The sequence below is a fragment of the Bdellovibrio bacteriovorus genome (assembly GCF_002208115.1).
Classification (GTDB): Bacteria; Bdellovibrionota; Bdellovibrionia; order Bdellovibrionales; family Bdellovibrionaceae; genus Bdellovibrio; species Bdellovibrio bacteriovorus_C.
Genome location: NZ_CP020946.1, coordinates 1,804,674 through 1,829,061 on the forward strand (window position 1 = coordinate 1,804,674; position 24,388 = coordinate 1,829,061).

The 24,388-nt window shown below is 50.8% G+C and carries 17 protein-coding genes and 1 riboswitch; of the genes, 12 read left to right on the forward strand and 5 right to left on the reverse strand.

The genetic code is table 11. From position 1 onward, the window contains the following. Nucleotides 1-9 precede the first annotated feature (9 nt). Both B9G79_RS08665 and B9G79_RS08670 read right to left on the reverse strand, forming a co-directional pair. Nucleotides 10-708 (reverse strand): CoA transferase subunit A, encoded by a 699-nt coding sequence (locus B9G79_RS08665; RefSeq protein WP_088565167.1) that lies wholly within the window; start codon nucleotides 706-708, stop codon nucleotides 10-12. A gap of 5 nt (nucleotides 709-713) precedes the next feature. Beyond that, nucleotides 714-1,889: a thiolase family protein gene (locus tag B9G79_RS08670; protein WP_088565168.1), complete on the reverse strand. Its 1,176-nt coding sequence runs from the start codon at nucleotides 1,887-1,889 to the stop codon at nucleotides 714-716. 133 nt (nucleotides 1,890-2,022) lie between these two features. Here B9G79_RS08670 and B9G79_RS08675 point away from each other — a divergent pair, with 133 nt between their 5' ends. The 3 genes from B9G79_RS08675 (at nucleotide 2,023) to B9G79_RS08685 (ending at nucleotide 4,834) form a co-directional block, all read left to right on the forward strand. Then, nucleotides 2,023-3,003, forward strand: a complete 981-nt coding sequence (locus B9G79_RS08675; RefSeq protein ID WP_232469289.1) for a DUF4097 domain-containing protein — start codon at nucleotides 2,023-2,025, stop codon at nucleotides 3,001-3,003. Nucleotides 3,004-3,068: 65 nt separating this feature from the next. Further along, a complete protein-coding gene (locus B9G79_RS08680) occupies nucleotides 3,069-3,965 on the forward strand; it encodes a hypothetical protein (protein WP_088565170.1) in 897 nt (298 codons plus the stop codon). Nucleotides 3,966-4,264: 299 nt separating this feature from the next. After that, a riboswitch (purine riboswitch) is annotated at nucleotides 4,265-4,362 on the forward strand. Further along, nucleotides 4,355-4,834 carry a hypothetical protein gene (locus tag B9G79_RS08685; protein WP_088565171.1) on the forward strand — a complete coding sequence of 160 codons (480 nt, stop codon included), beginning with the start codon at nucleotides 4,355-4,357 and terminating at the stop codon, nucleotides 4,832-4,834. (Overlaps the previous riboswitch by 8 nt.) 70 nt (nucleotides 4,835-4,904) lie before the next feature. Here B9G79_RS08685 and B9G79_RS08690 read toward each other — a convergent pair whose 3' ends face one another. From B9G79_RS08690 to B9G79_RS08700, 3 genes are all read right to left on the reverse strand, one after another. Beyond that, nucleotides 4,905-5,660, reverse strand: coding sequence for a substrate-binding periplasmic protein (locus B9G79_RS08690; RefSeq protein ID WP_088565172.1), 756 nt, complete (start codon nucleotides 5,658-5,660; stop codon nucleotides 4,905-4,907). A gap of 97 nt (nucleotides 5,661-5,757) precedes the next feature. Then, complete coding sequence (locus B9G79_RS08695) at nucleotides 5,758-9,747, reverse strand: tail fiber domain-containing protein (protein WP_232469290.1); 3,990 nt, start codon at nucleotides 9,745-9,747, stop codon at nucleotides 5,758-5,760. A gap of 118 nt (nucleotides 9,748-9,865) precedes the next feature. Beyond that, complete coding sequence (locus B9G79_RS08700; RefSeq protein ID WP_232469291.1) at nucleotides 9,866-10,495, reverse strand: hypothetical protein; 630 nt, start codon at nucleotides 10,493-10,495, stop codon at nucleotides 9,866-9,868. 94 nt (nucleotides 10,496-10,589) lie between these two features. On the opposite strand from B9G79_RS08700, the gene miaB reads away from it, so the two are divergent. From miaB to dnaE, 9 genes are all read left to right on the forward strand, one after another. After that, on the forward strand, nucleotides 10,590-11,951 hold the full coding sequence (miaB, locus tag B9G79_RS08705) for a tRNA (N6-isopentenyl adenosine(37)-C2)-methylthiotransferase MiaB (protein WP_088565174.1): 1,362 nt from the start codon (nucleotides 10,590-10,592) through the stop codon (nucleotides 11,949-11,951). A gap of 2 nt (nucleotides 11,952-11,953) precedes the next feature. Continuing rightward, nucleotides 11,954-12,511: a bifunctional nuclease family protein gene (locus B9G79_RS08710; RefSeq protein ID WP_088565175.1), complete on the forward strand. Its 558-nt coding sequence runs from the start codon at nucleotides 11,954-11,956 to the stop codon at nucleotides 12,509-12,511. An 18-nt stretch (nucleotides 12,512-12,529) separates the two neighbouring features. Further along, a complete protein-coding gene (locus B9G79_RS08715; RefSeq protein ID WP_088565176.1) occupies nucleotides 12,530-14,770 on the forward strand; it encodes a cation:proton antiporter in 2,241 nt (746 codons plus the stop codon). A gap of 59 nt (nucleotides 14,771-14,829) precedes the next feature. After that, nucleotides 14,830-16,047 carry a patatin-like phospholipase family protein gene (locus B9G79_RS08720; protein WP_232469292.1) on the forward strand — a complete coding sequence of 406 codons (1,218 nt, stop codon included), beginning with the start codon at nucleotides 14,830-14,832 and terminating at the stop codon, nucleotides 16,045-16,047. A 41-nt stretch (nucleotides 16,048-16,088) separates the two neighbouring features. Continuing rightward, the gene (locus tag B9G79_RS08725; RefSeq protein WP_088565177.1) at nucleotides 16,089-16,598 is read left to right on the forward strand and encodes a gamma carbonic anhydrase family protein; all 510 of its coding nucleotides are present in this window, start codon (nucleotides 16,089-16,091) and stop codon (nucleotides 16,596-16,598) included. A gap of 77 nt (nucleotides 16,599-16,675) precedes the next feature. Beyond that, nucleotides 16,676-18,139 (forward strand): IMP dehydrogenase, encoded by a 1,464-nt coding sequence (gene guaB, locus B9G79_RS08730; RefSeq protein WP_088565178.1) that lies wholly within the window; start codon nucleotides 16,676-16,678, stop codon nucleotides 18,137-18,139. Nucleotides 18,140-18,141: 2 nt separating this feature from the next. Next, nucleotides 18,142-19,662, forward strand: a complete 1,521-nt coding sequence (gene guaA / locus B9G79_RS08735) for a glutamine-hydrolyzing GMP synthase (protein ID WP_088565179.1) — start codon at nucleotides 18,142-18,144, stop codon at nucleotides 19,660-19,662. A 145-nt stretch (nucleotides 19,663-19,807) separates the two neighbouring features. Continuing rightward, complete coding sequence (locus tag B9G79_RS08740; RefSeq protein WP_088565180.1) at nucleotides 19,808-20,776, forward strand: hypothetical protein; 969 nt, start codon at nucleotides 19,808-19,810, stop codon at nucleotides 20,774-20,776. 72 nt (nucleotides 20,777-20,848) lie between these two features. After that, entirely contained in the window at nucleotides 20,849-24,388 is a 3,540-nt protein-coding gene (gene dnaE, locus B9G79_RS08745) for a DNA polymerase III subunit alpha (RefSeq protein ID WP_088565181.1), read from the forward strand.

Sequence of the window (24,388 nt, forward strand, 5' to 3'; positions counted from 1 at the left end):
TTTGCTCTCCTATCCCTTGGAAACTGTTTTTTGTTCGATGCGTTTTTGATAGTCAGTGCCCTGGAAGATGCGCTGAACGTACACACCCGGAGTGTGAATCTGATCCGGATCCAGTTCGCCAATCTCAACCAGCTCTTCAACTTCAGCCACGGTGATTTTACCGGCTGTTGCCGCCATCGGATTGAAGTTGCGCGCAGTTTTTCTGAAGATCAGATTTCCGAACTTGTCGCCCTTCCACGCTTTCACAAATGCGAAGTCGCCTTTAATGCCTTTTTCAAGAACATAGTCGCGTCCGTCGAATTGTTTGATCTCTTTGCCTTCAGCCACCAGTGTGCCCACTCCTGTCGGAGTGTAGAAACCAGCGATTCCAGCGCCTCCCGCACGAATGCGTTCAGCCAGTGTGCCTTGCGGGCAGAATTCCAACTCCAGTTCGCCGCTCATGTACAGTTTTTCAAACAAAGCGTTTTCACCCACATAGGAGGAAATCATTTTTTTGATCTGACGTTTTTGCAAAAGCAAACCCAGTCCGAAATCGTCCACGCCGGCATTATTAGAAACGCACGTCAGGCCTTTTACGCCCATTTCATTCAGAACTGTGATGCAGTTTTCCGGGATGCCGCAAAGGCCGAAGCCTCCCAGCACCAGAGTCATGTTGTCTTTGACGTCAAAGAGCGCGCTCTTGGCGTCTTTAAACACCTTTTTGCTCATGATGATTACGCTTTCTCGATGATCAATGCCACCGCTTCGCCGCCACCGATGCACAAAGTCGCAAGGCCGTAGCGTTTGTTGTGAGTGTGCAGAGCGTGAACCAAAGTCGCCAGGATGCGCGCGCCAGAAGCACCGATCGGGTGACCGATAGCCACAGCACCACCATGGATGTTCACTTTGGAAGCCGGGATTTCAAGTTCTTTCATCGCCACTTGAGTCACAACCGCGAAAGCTTCGTTGATTTCCCAAAGATCCACATCGCCCACTTTCAGGTTGGCTTTGTTCAGAGCGGCTTTGATCGCGCCCACTGGAGCTGTGGTGAAGTATTTTGGTTCGTGCGCAAATGTTGCGTGAGCCACGATTTTTGCCAGAGGTTTGATGCCGCGTTTTTTTGCTTCACTTTCAGACATCAAAACGTGAGCCGCAGCGCCGTCGTTGATTTTGGAAGCGTTGGCCGCCGTGATGGTGCCGGCTTTGTCGAATGCTGGTTTCAAGCCAGGGATTTTGTCGAAGTTCGTGTTGAACGGCTCTTCGTCTTTATCGATGGTCACAGCGCCTTTGCGGCCTTCAACCACAACCGGAGCGATTTCGTTTTTGAAAACATTCTTCGCCCACGCATCCTGAGCTTTTTTGTAGGAATCAATTGCGAAAGCGTCTTGTTCTTCACGAGTGAAGTTGTGCTCTTTTACGCAGATTTCCGCGGCATTACCCATGTGGAAGTTGTTGTATGGATCCCAAAGGCCGTCTTTGATCATGGAGTCGGTCATTTGTGTTGGACCCATGCGGTAACCGGAACGGGAGTTTTCAAGCAAGTGCGGAGCCAAAGTCATGTTTTCCTGACCGCCGGCCACAGCGATTTTAGTGTGACCCAAAGCGATGGAGTCCGCTGCCAGCATCACAGATTTCAGACCGGAACCGCACACTTTGTTGATGGTCATGCACGGAGTGGAGTTTTTCAAACCCGCGCCCAAAGCCGCTTGACGCGCTGGAGCCTGGCCGACACCTGCAGTCAGGACTTCGCCCATGATGCACTCATCGATTTCGTCAGCAGAAACACCTGCGCGAGTGATGGCTTCCTTGATGGCTGCTGCACCCAGTTTTGGTGCAGGAACAGAGGCAAAGCCTCCTTGGAAAGAAGCTACAGGGGTTCTTACGCTGCTCACAATTACGACATTTTCCATATTTCACCTCAATTAGTCTTGGGGCGCATTCCGCCCGAAGCTTTATAAATACCTTATTGTAAATGCCCGGATACTTTTTTATATTTTAGGAACAGAGTCAATAGCCCCCGGGATGGGGCAGGGGAGTCAACGCATGTCAGCGATTAGTTTCATTCTTGCCCACCTCGTTTTTCAGCCAGTGATGGCGGCGACTTTCGACGTGCCGGTTTCTGAAGGGGATCGTCTGGTCCTCAAAGGACTTGAGGCTCAGGTTCAGATGGTGGCGCAGCCTGGTGCCGCGTTGCGGGTTTCCGGAGTGGAGCAGTCCGGCGCCGAAGGCGTTTTCATCGTCGAAAAGAAAAATAATATCATCGAAGTGCGCATGAATGAATACAGCGGGAAAAGAACCTGGCTGAACATCTTGCCAAAAGCGAATACACAACTGAAAAAAATCGAAATCACCGGGCCAGCAGTACCCACAGAAGTTCAGTTGCGTGGTGGCTCCGTCGTGGCGCAGAAGTGGAATAAAGACCTTAAAGTGAGTCTGACTCAAGGCCGCGTTGCGGCACTTAATGGGGCGGGGACTTTGCAGGTCTACGTGCAAAAAGGCGACGTGTCTGTGTCCGATCATCTGGGCAAGGTGGAGGCAGACTCCTATTCTGGCAGTATGACTTTGAAAAACATCCAGGGGGATGTTGAAGCGTCCCTTTTCTCGGGTCAGATGAACATCGAAAAAGTGCGGGGATTCCTGACTGTGTCGGCGCAACAGTCGACAGCGAAGGTCAACCAAAGCAACGGGACCATTCAGTTTGAAAGTGGTAAAGGCAGCCTGAATATTCAGGGCTTCCAGGGCCGCATTGAGGGTCAGAATCAGGATGCCGCAATCACCATCGGCATGACTCTGGACTCTGAAGTGGACGTGAAATCCAAGTCTGGCAAAGTCAGCATTCAGACGCCCCCGGGTTCGGGCGCTTCTTTGAACTTGATGACGGTGGAAGGTGAAATTGTTGTTCCTTCCGAACTTCGTGTGACGAAACTCAGTGCAGAGAAAAGCGTGCGAGGCCGCCTGCGTGGCGACGCACCTAGAGGAAGCATTTTTGTGCGCAGTCAAGATGGCACTATTTCAGTGAAATGAGTTGACAGCTTTTCTCAAATGTCTGACAGATGAAATGATCATCTAAAGCACTACCAGGTAGAACTATGGCAAAAATCGTTAAAAAGAAGCCCGCGGCCAAAGCCGCTGCAAAACCAGCTAAGAAAGCGCCCGCAAAAGCCGCAAAGCCAGCTCCAAAAAAGCCGGCTCCGAAGGCTGTTGTAAAGAAAAAGGCCGACAAAGCCCCTGTTAAGGCGGCTAAAAAGCCTGAGGCGAAGAAAAAGCCGGAAGTAAAACCGGCTAAAGCCCCGGTTAAAGCAGCTAAAGAGACCAAAGAGGTTAAAGAAACCAAGGTCGAAGCGGCCAAAAAAGCCGAAAAAAAGGCAGCCCCGCAACCTGCTCCTGAAAAAGCTGCGCCTAAAAAAGAGGCAAAAGCCCCTAAAAAAGGCAAAGCGAAGAAGGAAAAGGACGAAAACGAGCTGGAAGACGATTTTATCGCCGATGACGATCTGATGGGCGATGAAATTGGCGAGTACGAGGAAGAACTCAAAGCCGTCGAGGAATCCGAAGAGGAGATCGAGGTTGATGAAGAGTGGGTTGCCGAGGAAAAAGCCAAGTCTGACGAAGAAGTGGTTCTGACGGATGCCGAAGGCCGCCGTTACTGCCGTGCCCGTGATTGCGACCAGATCGCTGCCGTGGATGCTTACTGCCGTTACCACTACCTGATGTTCTGGAAGAAAATCCAAGTTCGTAAGAAGATCCTTCAGGATGGTAAACTTGAGCGTTATGTGGAAGAGCTAACCTCTCGTTATCCGGACAAATTCCTGGAAATGATCCGCCGTGATTTGCGCACTGAAAAAGACTTCCTGGCAGCCATCCAAGAGCTGGAAATCGACGAATCAGCGAGCGACAATGACTTTGAAGAGGATAACAGCGCATTCATCGAAGAAGTTCGTGGAATGGGAGAAGGATCCGGCTCTGGAGTAGAAGACGACGAGTACTAGTCGGCCGGTGAAAAAGGCCCAATCGACTGCGTTGTCGGGCCTTACCCTTCACTCCGACGTGCTTGGAGCACGCCTGCGTTGCGGGTAAAACCCTCCGCCTTGCGCTTGAACCTTTTTGACCGGCCTTGAAGTTGGTCATTTTGGGGAGATTAAATGTCGGCGCCTTTGGCTGGACGCTTTTTATTAGATCTAATTTTTTAAGACCTGCCCTTGTGGTGGGTCTTTTTTTTTGTTTGGGGACATAGGCTGGGTGCGTTAGGGTCCTTAGTTTTTTATTGCAAAGAGGAAATCTCGCCGTTACTACTAACCGCGGTTACACAAATATAAGTCGGAGATAGGGTCCGACGTTTCTACCTGCCACCGTAAAGGGCAGTCTATTTGGAGCGAATATGTTGAAGAGCGCAGTTCTCTTTGTTGTTGTTTTGTTCTCTGTTTCCATGTCCCAGGCTTATGAAGCCTTCCCAAAGGGACCGGATGCCACTCTGACTCCGGGTGCTCTTTGCAACCGTCCGTCTGAATACCGTTACCCTGAAAAAATCAAATACTGTGAGCGCGATGTGTCTTCTTCTCAGAAGGCGGCTATCTTCCAGAAGTACGATCAGATCGGCTACAGAACGCGTTCCATGAAGCGTCTGGCGTTCAAGATTGATCACTACATCCCGCTTTGTGCAGGTGGCAGCAATGATTCTAAAAATCTGTGGCCACAGCATGAGTCTGTTTACGAAATCACTGACAAATTGGAAGCTCTGATCTGTGAAAAAATGGCTGCCGGCCGTTTGCTTCAGAAAGATGCTGTCGAAATCATCATCCAGGCGAAAAATCACCTGAATGAAGTTCCAGAAATTGAAGCTCGCGTTCGCGAACTTTAATCCTTAGATTTACAATATTCTCTGTTCGAGGGGCGCCCGTGTCTGAATTAAGGCACGGGCATTTTTCGTTTCAGGGGTTCAGGGCCTGCAGGCTGTTGAAGCGATTCATGATTCGGTCATAGGTTCCGTCAGCCCGGATGGCCTGCAGACCTTTTTCAAAAACATGGGCGTAGTGCGCTCCATCCTTGTGACTTTTTGAGAAATTCAAATACAGTCCATCTTTGGAAAGACGACCCACCGGCTGAATTTTCTTGGCCAGTTCGGGATGGTTTTTTAGAAGGTATTCTCCGGTCAGGCCCCATACGACGGCGTAGTCAATGCGATTGCTGGCCAGTTTTTCCAGTTGGGATTTTTCCGTGGGACTTTGTGAATGCAGAATTTTTTTGTTCTGCAAAAACTCCGTCGGGTAGGTGTAGCCGTTGGTGGTGCCAACCACTTTGTTTTCCATATCCTTCAAAGTGACGTTTTGCCGACCGTCGCGGATACGGCCATAGACGACCATTTCCGCTTCAAACATCGGTGTCTTGTGAAAGATGTATTTGTCTTTGGTGTCCTGGTTGATGATGGTGTCAAAGCAACCCAGGGATTTCCCTTTTTCAACTTCATAAATACAGCGGGCAAAAGGAACAGGGCGGGTGATCACTGTGATCCCCTGACTTTTGAAGGCGGCTTTCACGATTTCCGGCGCCAGGCCCACGACATCTTTATAGTCGGCGGAAGCCGAGGAGTAGGGTGCCCAGTCATCTTCACCATTGATGACAATAGTCGTGGCGTGGGCGAAATTCCCGGAACAGGCGAGTGTCAGTATTAGAAGTAGTTGCAGCATCCTGAGTCCTTCAAACATGCTCTTTCATTATCTCGACAAGCCACAAGAGAGCTAACTAAAAAAAGCCGCTGAATAAAAATTCCGCGGCCAATGTTGTCTATTTGCAGATAGGATTTTGTGGTTCTTTTTCGCAGACATATTTTTTGAACTGCTCATTTTGTTGCTTCAAAGTTTGAACCTCCTCTTTCAGGGAGGCGATTTCTCTCTTGGTGATTTGTGAATCTTTGCTCCAAAGCTCGTAGAATTCTTTTAAGGCATTGAATAACGGCGCCACCAGGTTTCCGTAAGTAACGGACTTGTAACCATCTGCATCCGTTTTCACGGCTTGAGGGAACACTGTTTCTACTTCCTGTGCGATCACCCCGATTTGCTGACTTGGATCTGGATTCACGCCCGGCTTCCAGTGGTAGGTCACGCCCTGCACCTGCAGCACTTTTTTCAACGCATCCGGGATGACTTCAATGTCAGTCTTGAAACGTCGGTCGGAACCGTTAGAATAAGTTCCGGCGATCCACATGTTTCCGGAAGAGTTCGTGAAGTTCATGCGTTGCCCAGCGGTGCTGTCCCAGAAACGGAACATGCCGGTGCTGGCCTGATAGCCATAACCGAAGTATTTTCCGCTATCAGAGCCTTCGTACGGAACGTACACATCCAGGTTGGCGCTGGCGGCGGATCTGCGCAATGTGAAGATGCCTTGGTCGTGGCCATAATCACCTATAGTCAGTAAACCGCTTTGAAAGGCTGTGCCCGAAGCACCGATAGAGACTTGTCCGTTCTGCCCGACAATCATGCGCAGGGTGTTGGTGTTGGGGCTTCCCGGAGTTAGTCCGTTGGCTCCATAAAACACAACCCCATTTGGACCGACGGCCAATGCCGCAGCGGTGGTGCTTTCAGCGACCCAGGCGGAGCCTGTATACTTTGTGCCTCCGGAAAGAATCAGCCCCGGAGAGCTGGTTGGGACCGTCAGGTATCCTGCGTAGCTGCCATTTGAAATGCGGACAGCAGAAGCAGTTGCAGGCCCTGTGACATTCAGACGGTTTGAATCTGTATTGAAATCGCCGATGGAAACGTTACCCGTGGTGTGCATCGCCATCACATGCCCTGAGCTACCACCCACGCCGGTATGGTCATGCCAGAAGTTCAGAGATCTGTTATTGCCTGCAACATCTTGCACGATAGTCCAGCGATTTGTCAGACTGTTCCCCATGACAAAACCGCTTTGGCTGGTGTCGGCACCAAACGTTCCGACAATGGAATCTCCGGCGGCATTGACTTGCAGTTGATAGCTGGGTGATGTGGTGCCGATGCCCACTTTGCCGCTGCCATCGATGCGCATTTTCTCTGTGCGTGTGGCAGATCCGGTTGTGGTGGTTTCAAAAATCATTTTGCTGCCGCGATTGGTGGTGCTTTGTGTTTCCGAAGCGCTGACTTCGATGGCGGCGTTGGTGGTTCCGGTGCCGGATCCATCGTGGGCACGGAAATACAGACCACCGATGGTGTTTCCAGAATTGACTGCGGTACCAGATGCTATAGTACCGCGGGTTCGTGTCAACATCAGTGCGGCCCCATTATAATCGGCGTCTGAAGCATGGAACAGGCGCTGCTGGAACGCATCTGAAGTTTGGACATCAAGTCTGTAGGAGGGGGAATTGGTGCCAATGCCGACATACCCACCATTGGTAATACTCAGCTCGTTGCTAGAGCCTCCTGTGCCCAGATCCGTTCGGTTGGTCGCAAAGTCCATAGCTAGAAAGTCATTGGTGCTTGTGCAGGTCGTGTTGGTGCATTTGCCCATGTTGAAGCTGACGCCATTGGTGTACATGGTTGTCATGTTGCCACCACGATCCAGTAAGAATCGCGCAAAAACGCCAGGGTCTCCCTTTACAATGAAAGGATGCTCTGTGCCGGTGTAGGTGGTGCCGGCTCCGCCAGCGACGATAACGCCATCATCGTAATACAATTTTGTCCCCGAAACCTGCCATTGTCCCAAAGTGGAAGGCAGGGCGCTCGCTGGCAGTTTTCCACTTCCATCCAAAAGCAGAACTTCACCCGCCGCAGTTCCGGCCGCTTTTGTTGAAGCAGTGCCAAGGCCTGTGACCTGTGTGTTGGCGATAGAGATGTTCTGACATTCAAATTTATCTGTGATTGAGCTCCAATTCAAAGTCTGCGCAGCAGTGCAACCAGCCGCATTGAATGCGCTTCCGCCGGTCAGGTTTTGCAGCTCACTTAGTTTCACAAAACCCGGAGTCCATTTGCTGGTGCCGTTGTCCCATTTTAAGTAAGCATTCGCGGTCGGTGCGGTTGTGGAAACTTCATAACTCTGAAGTTTTGCAACAGTCGGATTTGGATAAGTCCCGGAAAGATCGCCTCCGGCGGTGCCTGTTGGAGGAGCGCCGGTTGTGGCGATGGAAATACTGCCTGTGCCATTGGTGATGGAAATACCTGAGCCCGCCGTCAAAGTGGCTTTGGTCAGTGTATTTCCGGTGGAGTTACCAATCAACAGTTCACCATTCACAAAACTGGTCTGACCCGTGCCGCCCTTGTTCACGGGGATTGTCGGAAGATCAACGGCTGTGATCGCTGCGTTCACCCAGTTTGTGCCGTTGTGTTTGATCACGTGGCCCGAGGCCGGGGAGGCAAGACTTAAAGCCACTCCGTTCAGTTTGTCGATCGTGGGGTTGGGATAAGTGCCGGTCAGATCTCCACCTGCAGATCCTGAGGGGCTTGTGCTGGCATTAATAGAGGCGATGCTAACCCAGGCGCCGGAATTGTACTGATAAATGACTTTGCTATCGGTGGCAAAGTAGATAGCACCGGCAGCGGGACTTGCAGGTTTGGCTGTGTCCAGACCTGTTTGAATGGAGGGGCTGCCTCCGGCATTTTGCACCCAGGACTCTGTCGCGGGCGCCCATTTGGTGCCGTCATATTTAAGGACCTGTCCTGATGTTGGAGCTGTGGCATCGACACTGACGCCTTTGATTTTATCAACGCTGACGGCACCGATCGAGCCGCTGACATCACCTGCAACAGACACATTGATCGCCTGACAAAGGAATTTTCCGGCGACGGAACTCCAGTACGCAGTTTCATAGGCTGCACAGTTGGCGCTGCCAACGGCGGTGTTAAAGCTTGCCGTCGACAGCAGTCCGCTGAGGGAGCTGGTCAGATTCGTCACATCGGCAATGGCTATTGCGGAACTGCTCCACTCGGTGCCGGAAAACTTCATGAAGTGCCCGGAGGTCGGGGCTGAGTTTGAAACAGCCACGCCCTGGATTTTTGCGACCGAGGGATTAGGGTAGGTGCCACTCAGGTCACCAGTCGCATTTCCTGACGGCGTGCGCGCATCTGTGAAGCGCGTATCATTGCCGGCAGCCACGGTGTTGGCGGTTGTGCCGACGTTGACAGTCAGGACTGGTGTGGAATTGCCAGTAGCGACAGTCAGATAGTTGTTGGCGGAAGTGACGTCCGTCACTGTGCCTCCGGCTGCGCCGGTTACCGGTGCACAAGAAAAGCTGGTGCCGTCGAAGGTCAGGAAGTTATTTGCCGGGCAGGCCGTGACGGTGTTTTTCAAAACAAAGTCCGTGGACTGATAGGAGCCCAGCTTTTGCGCGGACAAGGAATAAGCGGCATAAGGAACAGAACGGATTTCATTGTCCGGAGAGATCGTCTTCCAGCCTGTCCCATCATGGAATCTGACGCGCAGGCGGCGTTGATCGTTGGCGGCCGGATTGTAAGTGGCGCCACCATCACAGGAAAGGCTGCCGGAATTTTTAAATGAATCAAGCAATGTGAATGTGCCCGCTGTCGGATGGCTTTGTGAGCCGGTTCCGATAGGCACATCGAACACGCCACCAGAGTTTGTCAGATCAATGTGATCCACTTGCTCGCGATAAATGATGCACTGGCCGTTGGGGCTGGTGATTTCAAATTGAAAGCTGACGTTGCTGTATTCCAGCGGAGTGCCGTCGTTTTTGAGAATTCTTCCCTGATACGTGAGGGAATTGGGTGTTGCTGATGCGGAAGCAGCCAGCATCAAAGAGGCCGTTAAAATACCAACAAGCGACGTTCCGTATTTGCGAGTTTTCATGAACTACTTATCGGAAGAAGCTCGCCTTTTTTGGATATCTGTCTGATTTTTCTGGAAAAACTTTAATAAAGGGGGATGCCTCAAAGTGAGAATTTATCCCCCAGAAGGGAGAGGGTAGCTAGTGAAGCTGCTTCTTTCCTTTGCCACCGAACATTTTTGGACCCTTGTCTTCAGAGCCTTCCTCATCTTCTTCGGCAGATTCGTTCTCTTCGGAATAGTCTTCATCGTCACGTGGAGGAGAAAGCTCTTCGCTTTGTTCTGCGCGGCTTAGTGCATCTTCGTCTTCATCCTCATTGGTGTCGTGAAGCATTTCATCTTCGCTGAGACCCAGAAGTTTATTGGCTTCAGCTTCCAGGTTGGAATTTTCAGTTGAGAACTTCAGATAGACTTTCTTTCCTTGGAACGGCACTTCTTTCCAGTTGTAAGGGAAGTCGACTTCGCCTTCGTTTTCCAGGAACTCCAACATCATGCTGGCTGCGGCGTCCACGCAGTTGTGGATACGGGAAACGGCGTCTTGCTGCTCTTGAGAATAGCTCATGGACACTTCGAAATTGGCTTGCGCCAAACGGCCCTCTTCCAGATAACCAACGCGCAGCACAATTTCTTCCTGATAGATGCGGCCTTCAATAATCAACTCGGCATTATCCAGGTATTGGGCGAAATTTTCTTTAAAAACAGCCTGGATCTGATCTGAGTATTCTTTAGGGAAGGATGTCCATTTTTTTGAACTTTTCAGTCTTGGGATCATGACGAAGGCCTCCATCAGGTTCGGGCTTTTTTTGACATTCTTAAAGCGCTCCTCTATAACTCACTTTCTTTAATGACACAAGAGGTAATAGCTCGTGGACGACATCACCCAAAATCTTGAAAGTGTTGAGAAAAATCCCGATATCGGGATGGGTCGTGGCGTCTATATTTCGACCTACGGCTGTCAGATGAATGTGAACGATACCGAGCGCATGTACGCTTTGCTGGAAATGCAGAACTTTGTTCCTGTGACGGATCCAAAGAAAGCATCTTTGATCATTATCAATTCCTGCAGTGTGCGCGAAAAACCGGTGCATAAGGTTTATTCTGAAGTCGGCACTTACAAGTACATGAAGCGTAAAAATCCGGATCTGAAGATCGGCGTGGGTGGCTGCGTGGGGCAGCAGGAAAAAGAAAACCTGATGAAGACCCAGCCAATGATCGACTTTGTGTTCGGCACCGATCAGATCGACAGTTTACCGCAACTGGTGGCAAAATCTTTTGCGGGCGAGCGCAGGCTGGTGAACTCCCGCTTTGAACATCGTTCCCCGTATCACATCGAAACTTTGGTGCGTAATCCGGGTGTGGCCACTTATGTGAATATCACCAAGGGTTGCGACAATTTCTGCACCTTCTGTGTGGTGCCTTACACTCGCGGTCGTGAAAAGTCGCGCCCGGTTCAGCACATCCTGACTGACATCCGACATCTGGTGAAACGCGGGGTGAAGGAAGTCACTTTGCTGGGGCAAAACGTCAACTCCTATCAGGGTGATGAGGGTATCGACTTTGCTGACTTGCTGGCGAAGGTGGCCAAAGAAACCGACGTCGAACGCATTCGTTACACGACATCTCATCCCAAGGACTTCAATCAGAAGCTGGTGGATGTGATGGCGGAACATTCGGACAAGATCATGGAATACATCCATCTGCCGTTCCAGGCGGGCAGCACCAAGGTGCTTGAACGCATGAATCGCAACTATACGCGTGAAGAATATCTGGAGCGCATTGCGATGATTCAAAAGGGGCTGCCGAATGTCTGCTTCTCAACGGACATCATCGTTGGTTTCCCAGGTGAGACTGAAGAGGACTTCCAGGACACGCTGAATATGGTGACGGAGGTTGGCTTTGAAACCATTTTTGCGTTCAGCTATTCACCGCGACCTTTCACCAAGGCTGCGAAGTTTGAAGACCAGTTGCCGGAAGATGTGAAGAACGAGCGTTTGAATCGTCTGTTTGATGTGCATGAGGCAATGGCCTTTGAGCGGGTCAAGCGTTATGAAGGCACAACCATGAAGGTCCTGGTGGAAAACGTGGACCGTGATCACGGAAAAATGCAAGGACGAAGCACCGGCAACAAGCTGGTGCACTTCCTGGGAACCGCGGATTTGATCGGTAAAACGGTCGATGTGAAAATCACCAAGGCGTTCCCGGCAGTGTTCAGAGGAGAAATGATTTAATCATGAAAGACATCCACAATTTCAACTCACTTAAAGCACAGATCGTGTTTTCAAATGAATCACGTGAAGAGGAAACCTTCCATCAGAATGAACTGGTGCAACTGTTCCCTTATGGTTTGTCAGTGACCACGGATGCAACCCGTCCGTTTTTGCTTTTGAAGGACGAGGCTCATCAGTATACACTGCCAGTGGCGGTCAGTGCCATTGATGCCGGTGTGGCGTTGTCTCAAAGCAATAAGATGATTTTAGAGTCCTCGCCGCACAAGTTCACGGCGTTGATGCTGGAATCTTTGGGAATCGAAATAAAGCAGGCGGTTTTTGTCGAAATAAAAGGCGCTCATCAATATCTGCGTCTTTATATCAGCGGTCATGCGCAGATGAATTCACTTAAGCTGCGCGCCGATGAGGCGATGTCGCTGTGTCTTTATCTGGGTGTGCCTCTATTTGCGACAAAGAGCTTCATTGGTCGTTCCCGCGTGATGAATGCGGAAGTCGAGGGCGGCGCGCAAAACATCCAAAATTTTGGTCTAATGGACAAAGGCTCTGGATATTTGAACTAGTTTTTGTAACTATGAGGCATGCATCATCTACCTCATTTGATTACGGATCTTGGTTTTATTCTTATGATCGCAGCGCTTTCCACGCTGCTTTTCAAAAAACTCGGCCAGCCTCAAGTTCTGGGATATCTGATTGCAGGATTTCTGGTCAGTCCTCACGTTCCCTTTTTACCCACAGTCACTGATCAGGCCAATATTCAGGTTTGGTCTGAAATCGGTGTGATCTTCCTGCTGTTCAGTCTGGGGTTGGAGTTCAGCTTTAAGAAATTGTTCAAGGTCGGTGGGTCGGCCAGCTTTACTGCGGTCTTCGAAGTAGTTTTCATGGTGGCCCTGGGATATCTGGTGGGCCGTCTGCTGGGCTGGAACAATATCGACAGCCTGTTCTTCGGGGGTATTCTTTCCATTTCCTCCACAACAATCATCGTTCGTGCTTTCCAGGAACTGGGGATGAAAGGCAAAAAGTTCGTTGAACTTGTCTTTGGCATCCTGGTTGTGGAAGACATCGTGGCAATTTTGCTGCTGGTGCTGCTGACGGCGATTGCAAGCTCTGACACTTTCTCGACCGCCGAACTGGCGTTCTCGGGGCTTCGTTTGTTGTTCTATATCGCACTTTGGTTCGTGATCGGGATCTTCCTGATTCCGATCTTCCTGCGCAAGATCCGCCATCTTTTGGAAGACGAAACCATGCTGCTGGTTTCTATTGGTCTGTGCTTTATGATGGTGATGATTGCCGCCGGTGTGGGGTTCTCTCCAGCTTTGGGCGCTTTCGTGATGGGATCGCTTCTGGCGGAAACACCGGAAGGTCATAAGATGGAGCACGTTCTGCAGCCGGTGAAGAATCTGTTTGCAGCGATCTTCTTTGTCTCTGTCGGTATGATGATCGATCCGAAAGTTCTGATTGAGCGCTGGGATCTGGTGATTCTGGTCACTTTGGTGACGATCGTTGGTAAATTCGTCAGCACCTTCCTGGGGGCGATTTTGTCCGGTCAGGGGCGCAAACAGTCCTTCCAGTCCGGAATGAGTCTGGCGCAAATCGGAGAATTCTCTTTCATCATTGCCGCCCTCGGTGTCAGTCTGAAAGTCACCAGTGATTTCCTGTATCCGCTGGCGATTGCGGTGTCGGCCGTGACGACCTTTACCACTCCTTATCTGATCAAGGTGGCCGATCCGTTGTATCGCTGGGTTGAATCGAAACTGCCTGAAGGAGTTAAGCGCAATCTGGACCAGTACCAGGCGTCTTTTAATCAGGCCGGTGAAAACAAAGCGGGTGCTTTGATTATGAAAACCTACGGCATGAAGATTCTTTTAAACACCGTGATGGTTGTGGCCATCATGGGGGCGTTTAAAGCCGTGGTGAATGCGGAAATTCAGAAATATCTGCAGGAAAGCCCCTGGGCCAGCGGTATTTCGCTGTTTGTGTGTCTGGCGATATCCGCTCCTTTCTTCTGGGGTATTGTGATGAGTGGTCCTTCCCTGCGCGCTCAGCGTGAAGTGGAAGAGCTGCAGAAACTGCGCGGTTTGCAGGCGGGCCTGTTTGTCGGTCGTCTGGTGCTGGCTGTGATTTTATTGGGCGCTTTAATCAGTCAGTTTGCAACGCTCAAAGTCGCCTCCGGCGTCATTGTGGCGGTGGTGGGTGTGGCGGCTTTGGCCGGTCAGCTATGGGTTCGTCATCTGTATCAGTTTATTGAAAAGAACTTCCAGAAAAACCTGACGGAAAAAGAACGTAAGGAACTGGTCAGCAGTTCTGTGGCAAAAAACTTCCTGCCTTGGGAAACAACCCTGGGGAACTATGATATCGCATCAGAGTGTTCGCTGGTGGGGCGTACCTTGAGGGACCTGTCCTTTAAGGAAAATTACGGTGTGACGGTGGCGGCAGTTTTCCGCGGTGCCAAACGTTACTTTGCTCCGGACGGGGAGTTCGTTCTGTGGCCGCATGACAAACTGATTTGTTTCGGAAGTGAAGAGGAACTGCAAAGTTTCCACACATTCCTTGAGGGTGAAAAGGCAGCGCAGGTGCCAGAACCTGAAATGACCACCAGACAGGATGATTACAAATTGTCTTCGTTTGTGGTGTCTGACGATTCCAAATTCAAAGACAAAACCATTCGCGAAAGCGGCATCCGTGAATCCTATCACGGCATGGTTGTGGGGATTGAACGTGGCCCCCAAAGAATTTTGGGCCCTCGTGCCAGCTTCACTCTGCGTGAGAACGACCTGGTCTGGGTGGTATCTGATAAAAAGCAAAGTCAGGCGACAGTTTAGCTCGAGTTCTTTACGTCTTCATTGGTCAAAGTTAGCATAGACACTCGGGGAGGGTGTTTATGCCAACTCTGGGTCTTGTACTTTCCGGGGGCGGCGCCCGCGGGGCTTATCAAGCCGGCGTGCTTGCGGCGATTGCGCACATCTGTTCCCGTCATCAACTGGATGATCCATTTCAGGTTTATTCCGGAGTCAGCGCCGGAGCCATCAACGTGGCTTTGCTTGCGGGGAATCCCTCGTCATTTGTTCAAAGCAGTAAAAATCTGGTGAACCTGTGGTCTAAGATCGACAGTGATAATGTTTTCTATGCGGATCTGATGGCCTTGTCCCGGGGTGGACTGCAGTGGATGACAGAGTTTTCCCTGGGGGGCGGGAAAAAAGATTCCGGTCTTCGCTCGCTTTTGTCCACGCACCCTTTGCATAACTATATTCTGGGAAAATGTCAGTTTGGTGAAATCCAAAAAAAGATCAACGCCGGCATTTTGAGGGCGGTGTCGGTGTCTGCTCTGGACTACGACAGTGTCGCCACCGTCACCTTCTTTCAGGGGATTCCCGAACTGAAGACCTGGGAGCGGGGCATGCATCGCAGTGAAAAGGTGAATCTTTCGGTGGAACACATCATGGCCTCATCGGCGATCCCGATGTTGTTTCCTCCGGTCAAAGTGCAGGATCGTTATTACGGTGATGGTTGTATTCGCAATCAGTCCCCTTGTGGACCGGCGATTTATCTGGGGGCCAGTCGTTTGCTGGCCATCGGGGTGCGCCGACGGCAGGACACGTTTTACAGCTATCATCATGCCAGTGGCGGAGAGATGCCGACGGTGGCTCGGGTCGCCAATGTGCTGATGAATGCCGTGATGATGGATGGCCTGGAATCCGACATTCAGCGTATTCAGCAGATCAATGAAGGCCTGAAAGGCCTTTCCAGTGAAGAACGTCGTCGTTCGAACTGGCATGAGCTTGAGACGCTGTGGATTTCCCCTTCGGTGGATTTTTCAGAGCTGGCAAAAAAGAAGGGAAACGAGCTTCCGCGGATCATTCGCTACCTGTTGCGGGGGCCGGGTTCGGTGGATGAATCGGCGGAGCTTTTGAGTTATCTTATGTTTACGCCCACCTATTGTCGCCAGCTGATTGATATCGGGTTTTCGGACGGCATGAAAGAGCAGGAGAGGATTACAGATTTTCTTGTGCGCGCTCAAGAAGAGACCACGGTACGAAACTTGGCCGGCAATCGCAAAGAAACAGCGGCGTCGAAAAGAATTTCCGGAATCAAAGGTTGATTCCTTCAAAACGAAACTTTAGCCTAGAACAGAGGTGTTCTATGAGCAACAGGTTAGTGAATGCACGCGGCATGTCTCCGGTGATTGGTGAAAAAGTTTTTGTGGCAGACACTGCCCGCATCATCAGCAACGTGGAAATTGGTGACAATTCCTCGATCTGGTATAACGTGGTGATTCGTGGTGACGTGATGCCGATTCGTATTGGCAAAGAGGTCAACGTTCAGGATGGTACGGTCATTCACGGAACCTATGGAAAATGGGGCACGACGCTCCATGATCGCGTGACCATTGGACATTTGGTGATGCTGCATGGCTGTGAAATCGGCCGTGGCACTCTGGTGGGCATGGGATCTATTATTATGGACGGTTGCAAAGTGGGCGAGCATTGTCTGATCGGTGCCGGAACCCTGATCACGGAAGGCACGGAGATTCCGCCACGCAGTCTGGTCGTGGGACGTCCCGGAAAAGTCAAACGCGCACTGACGGATGAAGAAGTCGCGCTGCTTGAAAAGTCTGCCGACAACTATCTTTTGTACAAGACCTGGTACTGATAAATCATCCTCGTTTTGCTTGAACTCAAAGGGATTTCCGCTCAGAATAACAAAAACCTGCCTCTAGGAGCTTTGTTATGGATCGTGAAGTCCCTTACGCATTGACGTTCGACGATATTCTTCTTCTTCCCCAGTATTCTGAAATCACCCCGACTGATGTAGTGCCTCGCTCTGTGTTTGCCCGTGGCAAATATCTGAACACGCCGATCATTTCTGCGGCGATGGACACGGTGACGGAAAACCGCATTGCGCGAGTGATGGCTCAGCATGGTGGCCTGGGAATCATTCACAAAAATCTGGATATCGACAAACAGGCACTGGAAGTTGAAAAAGTAAAAAAATACGAAAGCGGCATGATCATGGATCCGATCACTCTGGGGCCGGATCATCTGGTGGAGGAAGCTGTCGCCTTGATGGAAAAGTATTCCATCAGCGGGGTTCCGGTGACGGTGAATGGCGAACTGGTGGGGATTTTAACCAATCGCGATCTGCGTTTTGAAGAAAACTTCAATCAGCCGATTCGCAATCTGATGACCAAAGAAAATCTGGTCACCGCGAAAATGGGAACCACTTTGGATGAAGCAAAAAAGATTCTGCAAAAACACCGCATTGAAAAACTGCCGGTGGTGGATTCCAAAGGAAAACTAAAAGGTCTGATCACCATCAAGGATATTGAAAAGGCCAAAAATTACCCTCAAGCCACCAAAGACGAACATGGTCGGTTGTTTGTAGGGGCTGCGGTGGGCGTGGGCCCTGATTCCCGTGACCGCGTGGAAGCGCTGGTGGCGGCCGATGTTGATGTTCTTTGTGTCGACACCGCTCACGGTCACTCTAAAAACGTGATCGAAATGGTGAAGTACATTTCTCAGAAACACAAAGATGTCATCGTTGTGGCGGGGAACGTGGTCACTGCCGACGGCACAAAAGCCCTGTTGGACGCTGGTGCGGAAGTGGTCAAAGTCGGTGTCGGTCCGGGCAGCATCTGCACCACGCGTGTGGTGGCTGGTGTCGGGATGCCGCAAATTTCTGCGGTGATGGAATGTGCAAAAGTCGCCCGCTCCCGCGGTAAAACAATCATCGCCGACGGCGGTATTAAATTCTCGGGTGATATCACCAAGGCGCTGGCGCTGGGTGCAAACTCAGTGATGATCGGAAACCTGCTGGCCGGGGCTGAAGAATCCCCAGGCGAAACGATTTTGTTCCAAGGTCGTACTTATAAAGTCTATCGCGGCATGGGCAGTTTGGGGGCGATGTCCAAGGGCTCCAAAGACCGTTATGGGCAAATGGACGTCGAAGAAAATGACAAGCTGGTTCCCGAGGGCATCGAAGGTAAGGTCGCTTACAAAGGATCTGCTTCCGGCGTTATTCATCAGTTGATCGGTGGTCTTAAATCCGGAATGGGTTACGTGGGCGCCCGCAATATTGATGAGCTTCAAAGCAAAGCGAAGTTTGTGCAGATTTCAGCCATGGGTCTTCGTGAGTCCCACGTGCATGATGTCAGCATCACCAAAGAAGCACCTAACTATCGAATTGAGTCTTAATTATGCGTGGTTTTGTCATTCTTGATTTTGGTTCCCAGTTCACTCAGCTCATTGCCCGTCGTCTGCGCGAGTTGGGCTTTTATTCCGAAATTCATTCTTTTGAATATCCTACGGAAGAAATCCGCAAAAAAAATCCTTACGGAATTATTCTTAGCGGCGGTCCGAACTCCGTTTATGAAGCGGGTTCTCCGCAAAGAAATGTGGCGGAACTTCGTAACATAAGTCCTGTGATGGGTGTTTGTTACGGAATGCAGCTTTTAACCCATCAACTGGGCGGCAAGGTCACTCGCGCTGAACATCGTGAGTACGGGCTGAATTATGTAACATGGTCCAGTCCGGTCGAGGGTGTTCCTGAACGACAAAAAGTTTGGATGAGTCACGGTGACGTGGTTGAAAAAGCGCCGGAAGGCTTTCAGATAATCGCAAATTCCGACGGCCATCATCCGGCGGCAATGCAAGGTCCCGGCGTTCTGGCAGTGCAATTCCATCCTGAAGTGGCGCACACCGATCACGGAATGGATTTGCTGAAGTATTTCGCGCAAGGCATGTGTCAGGCCCCTGCGGACTGGGATGCTCCGCACATCAAAGACATTCTGATTAAAGAAGCTCAAGACAAAGTCGGTCCGACAGATCATGTACTGGTGGGCCTCAGCGGGGGTGTTGATTCCACCGTGGTGGCGACACTTTTAACGAAGGCCTTGGGGGCTGAACGCGTTCATTGTGTGTTTGTTGATAACGGTCTGTTACGTAAGAACGAATACGAAGGTGTTCTTGAGTCTTATCATCGTATCGGACTTAACGTGCGCGGCGTGGATGCTTCTGAAGAGTTCCTTTCGGCTCTTAAAGGCAAGTCTGATCCAGAGGAAAAACGCAAAACCATCGGCCGCGTCTTTATCGAAGTTTTTGATAAAAGTTACGATCACAAACTTCCGATCAAATGGCTGGCACAGGGGACACTTTACCCGGATGTGATTGAAAGTGTGTCCTCTGTCGGCGGCAGCGTGACGATCAAGTCTCACCACAATGTGGGTGGTCTGCCGGAAAAAATGAAACTTGGTCTGGTGGAGCCGGTTCGTGAATTGTTCAAGGATGAAGTGCGTGCGCTCGGGGCTCAGTTGGGGCTTCCCAAAGAAATGCTGTGGCGCCACCCATTCCCTGGTCCGGGGTTGGCGATTCGAGTGTTAGGTGAAGTGACGAAAGAAAAGCTGCAAATTCTTAAAGAAGCAGATGATGTTTATATCTCAGAACTTCGCCGTCGCGGCCTTTACGAGAAAATCTGGCAGGCCTTTTGTGTCCTGCTTCCAGTGAAAACCGTGGGCGTGCAGGGGGATTCCAGAACTTACGATCACGTTCTGGCCTTGCGTGCAGTCACCTCCAGTGACGGCATGACCGCAGACTGGTATCCATTCGAATTCCAGTTCCTGCGCGAAGTCTCCAATCTGATCACCAACAAAGTCAAAGGCGTCAACCGCGTCGTCTACGACGTAACCAGCAAACCCCCCGGCACCATCGAGTGGGAATAACCAAAAGGTAAAAGGTACCTGCTCACTTTTGCATAAACGCTGCGCCCAATGCGTCGCTTCAGCAAAAGTGAGCAGGTACCTTTTTTGTTTGTCATGATTTTTGTGTAACTGCTGATTCGGGGTTGGTTTTGTTAGCCTTCTTTGAATGAAGACAAAACACATCCATAAAATTTCCAAGGGTATTACTTTACTGATCGTTCTTTCCTGTATGGCGGCGCTTGCGGCGGCGGGGCAGATTCTTTATGAAAGCTCTGGCATTTCCAGTTTTAAATTAAAACAGGCCGAAGACGGCAGTCGTGTAATTCAGCGCACTTCTCAAGACTATCAGACCTATCGCTCTTATTCGGAAGTGGATGGGGATCAGTTGTACTTGATCGGCAGTGTAAAAACCACTGAGCAATATTTAAATGCAGAGGGGATATCCGGAAGTATTTCCTGGAGTGTTCGTAAAGGCGAGCGTCTGGAACAGGTTTTGTGGGGGAAGACGGAATCCGCCACTGAGCTGAATGTGCACGACAGCTATCCTGTGCTGGTTTCTGGTTTGGGCGGCTGTTGTGCTGAGATGACGGGATATCGCCTGTTCAATCTGGAAGATGGGCGCCTGCTGATGTCCTTTAACGATTTCAAATATCGCGCACGAGTCACCCAGCCCTTTTCTTTGGAGGTTCCGAACTCGAATTTGGGCATTCGCTATATTGGCATGATTTCCCAGGATAGCACCCGCGATCGTGATTTTGTCACGCCAGCGGCGGGCAAAAGTGCCGTGCTTCTGATTAAGTACGCCAACGAAATGCTTCGTCAAAAACTACAAGTGGATATGGAAGTGGCCGACGGCTATGCCGCCAGTGTTCTGGAGGCAAAACTTGAAAAAGACCCGGCAGCTCCGAATAGCGATAAGATTGAATTCCGCGAAGATCAGGCGACACTTTGGAATATCGACGGGGCGACCAATCCGGCTCAGATTTCTGGAGTTATTCTCACAGTCGTCATGGATGCCGGTTTGGGGCAAAAAACCATCAAAATTCCCGTCAAAAACGACAGATTGGATCTGGGATCTGCTCAGATTCCGGGCGGAGTTTCCATTCAACCGTTGGTGCAGCTCGGAGTCTTTTAACGCGCCGAGCGAAGTGTGATCCAAACACCCCCTTTTATTGAAACAAAAAGGGGGCTAAGATATGAAATTGTCATGTCTTTTGTTCATCTACACGTCCACTCAGAATATTCCCTTTTGGAAGCCGCGTGCCGGGTTAAAGCCATTGCTAAAAAAGCAGCGGCGATGCAGATGCCCGCGGTGGCTCTTACAGACAACGGTAACATGTTCGGTGCTGTTGAATTTTTCTTTGCCTGTAAGGACAACAACGTAAAACCAATTCTGGGCTTGGATGCGTACATCGCTCCGGGATCGCGCCTTGAAAAAAAGCAGGACCGAGATCAGGTCAACACCGGTCCGCGCCGTCTGGTGTTCCTGGCGCAGAATAATGATGGCTATCGCAATCTGTGTAAACTTTCTTCCATTGGTTATCAGGAAGGTTTTTATTGGAAGCCTCGTATCGATTACGAAGTCATTCAGCAGTACAATGAAAATCTGATCTGTCTGACCGGAGGCCTGCGTGGTGAAGTCGCGGAGTCCTTCCTGCGGGAAGGGCCGGACGCGGCTTTGGCGAAAATCCGCCAGTTGAAAGAAATCTTCAATGATCGCCTGTATCTTGAGATGTGCCGCACGGGTGTGCCCGAGTGGGATCGTATCAATCCGTTCCTGCTAGAAGCCTCCAAAATCGCGGGAGTTCCTGTGGTGGCGTCCAATGACGTGCACTACATGACTCAGGACGACCAGATGGCTCAGGAAGTTTTGATCTGTATCGGATCGAATAAAACTTTGAGCGATGAATCCCGTTTCCGTCTGGGGACGGATGAATTCTATCTGAAAAAACCAGAGCAGATGGTCGAGCTTTTTGCCGACGTGCCGGAAGCGATCTCCAACACTCTGCAAATCGCCGAACGTTGCGATGTTAAATTCAAACTTAAAGACGACCAGGGAAAACCAATCTATCACCTTCCGACATTCCCGACAGATGATGGGTTGTCGCTGAAAGAGGACATTGCCCGCAAAGCCAAAGCCGGTCTGTTGGTGCGCTTTGAAGAGGCGGCGGCACGCGGTGAAATGGTGCCTGAAGATAAAATTCCTGAATATGACAAGCGTCTGGAATACGAGCTTGGCATTATCGACCGCATGGGTTTTAACGGTTACTTCCTTATCGTTCAAGACTTCATCAACTGGGCCAAAACCAATGACATTCCGGTCGGTCCGGGGCGGGGTTCCGGGGCGGGTTCTTTGGTCGCTTATGTTTTGCGTATTACGGATCTGGATCCGCTGCCGAACTTCCTTCTGTTTGAGCGTTTCCTGAATCCAGAACGTATCTCCATGCCCGACTTCGATATCGACTTCTGTCAGGATCGTCGTCAGGAGGTGATCCAGTATGTGACCCGCAAGTACGGTCAGGAATCTGTTTCCCAGATCATCACTTACGGAAAGTTACAGGCCCGCGCCGCCATCAAGGACGTGGGCCGCGTGTTGGGTATGACCTTCCCTGAGGTCGACGCGGTAACAAAACTTATTCCGGAAAAGCTCGGCATCAACCTGAAAGAGGCCATGGAAATGGAACCTCGTATCGGAGAGATGATGGAGATGAATCCAACAGTGAACACGCTGATGGATCTTGCTCAAAGGGTTGAGGGGATGGTTCGCCATGCCGGGATCCACGCCGCCGGGGTTATCATCGCCGACGGCCAACTGGTTCGTCATGCTCCACTTTACAAGGGTGCTGACGGAGAGCAGGTCGTTCAGTACGACATGAAGCACGCCGAGAAAATCGGCCTGATTAAATTCGACTTCCTGGGTCTGAAGACCCTGACTCACATCAATCACGCGCTGAAGCTGATTGTGAAAAATCGCGGCAAAAAAATTCTGTCGCAGATGATTCCGATGAATGACACGGCGACGTTTGAGATGATGTCGCGCGGGGATACCGCAGGGGTGTTCCAGTTTGAGGGTGAGGGCATCACCGATGCCACCCGTAAAATCAGACCTTCTTCTTTTGCCGATATCACCGCGATCACGTCGTTGTACCGACCGGGTCCGATGGCGAACATTCCGGACTTTACCGATCGTAAGCACGGCAAGGCGCCGGTGGAATACCTTCTGGAAGACACCCGTGAGGTTCTGTCCGAGACCTACGGGATCATGGTCTATCAGGAACAGGTTATGGGTATCGCCTCTCGCATTGCCGGATATTCTCTGGGTGAAGCGGATATGCTTCGTCGTGCGATGGGTAAGAAGATCAAAGAGGAGATGGACAAGCACCGTGAGCGCTTCATGCAAGGGGCGATCGAACGCGGGCATGATAAACAGCGCTCTAATGATCTGTTTGATTTGATGTACAAGTTTGCCGACTATGGATTCAATAAATCCCACGCGGCGGCTTATTCCGTTGTTACGTTACAGACTGCCTGGTTGAAATGTCATTACCCGGCGGAATTCTTTGCAGCCCTGCTCAGTACCGAGCTTTCCGACACTGAAAAGATCGTAAAATACTCCAAGGATGCGACCAAGCGCGGTCTGACCGTGCGTTCGCCAAGTGTGAATTTCTCGGATTACCTGTTTGATGTTCATGGCGATGAGATCTACTTCGGTCTGGGGGCGATCAAAGGTGTGGGGCAGAATGCGGTTGAGGCCATCATCGAGGCCCGCAACAATCTGCCCGAGAAAAAGTTCACTTCTTTGGATGAGTTCTTTAATTCCATCGACACCCGTCGTGTGAATAAAAAAGTGATCGAATGTCTGATCAAGGCCGGGGCCTTTGATGGCTTTGGCGCGCACCGTGCGCAGTTGATTGCCGGTTATCAGAAGTACCTGGATCGCGCGATCGGTCTGCAAAAAGACCGCGAGATGGGGCAGTCTTCATTGTTTGATCTGGGGCCTTCGACTGAAACCAAAGTCACTTTGGAAGATGTGAAGCCTTGGGCACGAACGGCGTCTTTGACCTATGAAAAAGAAGTGCTGGGTTTTTACCTGAGTGATCACCCGCTGAAGGGGTTTGACACGCTTTCAGAACTTTGGACGACCTGTAAGGTGATTGATTTGCCAGCACAGATGCCAGCGCCGGGCAGTCCCGAGGCGGAAGCACTGAAGGCTGCCAAGAAGGATTGGAAAAATCGCGATGCGGGTAAAAAACGCGTCGTCGTGGCCGGTCTTATCACTGAGCTTCGCGAACTGATCACGAAAAAAGGAACCCGCATGGCGTTCGGCAAGGTCGAGGACCTGACGGGCAGTTGTGAGCTTGTGATCTTCCCGGATTCTTATGCTCGCTTTGAGGCCCAGCTTCGCGATGAAAGGCCGGTCCTGGTCGGGGGTGGTCTGGAGGTAGAGGACGGATCAGCCAAGATCATGGTTGATACCGTTTCTCCGTTGGAAGATATCCTTAAAAAAACCAAGCGAATGGTACTAAGATTGGATAAGATTAATCCTGATGATTACCCACGCCTGCAGTCGTTGATGAAGGACTATCCGGGAACAACCTCGGTCAGTCTGGAAATCGAGCTGGGTGAGCTGAACCGCCGTGTCTTGATGGAGATGGAGGAGGCTCAGGGTATCAGTGTGAATAATGAATTCTTTGAAGGCGTTCATTCCCTGTTTGGAAGAACGGACTTTATCGAGTTGAGGAGCTAG

Coding starts and splice junctions, on each gene's coding strand:
- dnaE (WP_088565181.1), top strand. CDS start 20,849: ATGTCTTTTGTTCATCTACACGTCCACTCAGAATATTCCCTTTTGGAA.
- B9G79_RS08680 (WP_088565170.1), top strand. CDS start 3,069: ATGGCAAAAATCGTTAAAAAGAAGCCCGCGGCCAAAGCCGCTGCAAAA.
- B9G79_RS08670 (WP_088565168.1), bottom strand. CDS start 1,889: ATGGAAAATGTCGTAATTGTGAGCAGCGTAAGAACCCCTGTAGCTTCT.
- B9G79_RS08675 (WP_232469289.1), top strand. CDS start 2,023: ATGTCAGCGATTAGTTTCATTCTTGCCCACCTCGTTTTTCAGCCAGTG.
- B9G79_RS08710 (WP_088565175.1), top strand. CDS start 11,954: ATGAAAGACATCCACAATTTCAACTCACTTAAAGCACAGATCGTGTTT.
- B9G79_RS08725 (WP_088565177.1), top strand. CDS start 16,089: ATGAGCAACAGGTTAGTGAATGCACGCGGCATGTCTCCGGTGATTGGT.
- guaB (WP_088565178.1), top strand. CDS start 16,676: ATGGATCGTGAAGTCCCTTACGCATTGACGTTCGACGATATTCTTCTT.
- B9G79_RS08695 (WP_232469290.1), bottom strand. CDS start 9,747: ATGAAAACTCGCAAATACGGAACGTCGCTTGTTGGTATTTTAACGGCC.
- B9G79_RS08700 (WP_232469291.1), bottom strand. CDS start 10,495: ATGATCCCAAGACTGAAAAGTTCAAAAAAATGGACATCCTTCCCTAAA.
- B9G79_RS08685 (WP_088565171.1), top strand. CDS start 4,355: ATGTTGAAGAGCGCAGTTCTCTTTGTTGTTGTTTTGTTCTCTGTTTCC.
- B9G79_RS08740 (WP_088565180.1), top strand. CDS start 19,808: ATGAAGACAAAACACATCCATAAAATTTCCAAGGGTATTACTTTACTG.
- B9G79_RS08665 (WP_088565167.1), bottom strand. CDS start 708: ATGAGCAAAAAGGTGTTTAAAGACGCCAAGAGCGCGCTCTTTGACGTC.
- B9G79_RS08690 (WP_088565172.1), bottom strand. CDS start 5,660: ATGCTGCAACTACTTCTAATACTGACACTCGCCTGTTCCGGGAATTTC.
- B9G79_RS08720 (WP_232469292.1), top strand. CDS start 14,830: ATGCCAACTCTGGGTCTTGTACTTTCCGGGGGCGGCGCCCGCGGGGCT.
- guaA (WP_088565179.1), top strand. CDS start 18,142: ATGCGTGGTTTTGTCATTCTTGATTTTGGTTCCCAGTTCACTCAGCTC.
- B9G79_RS08715 (WP_088565176.1), top strand. CDS start 12,530: ATGCATCATCTACCTCATTTGATTACGGATCTTGGTTTTATTCTTATG.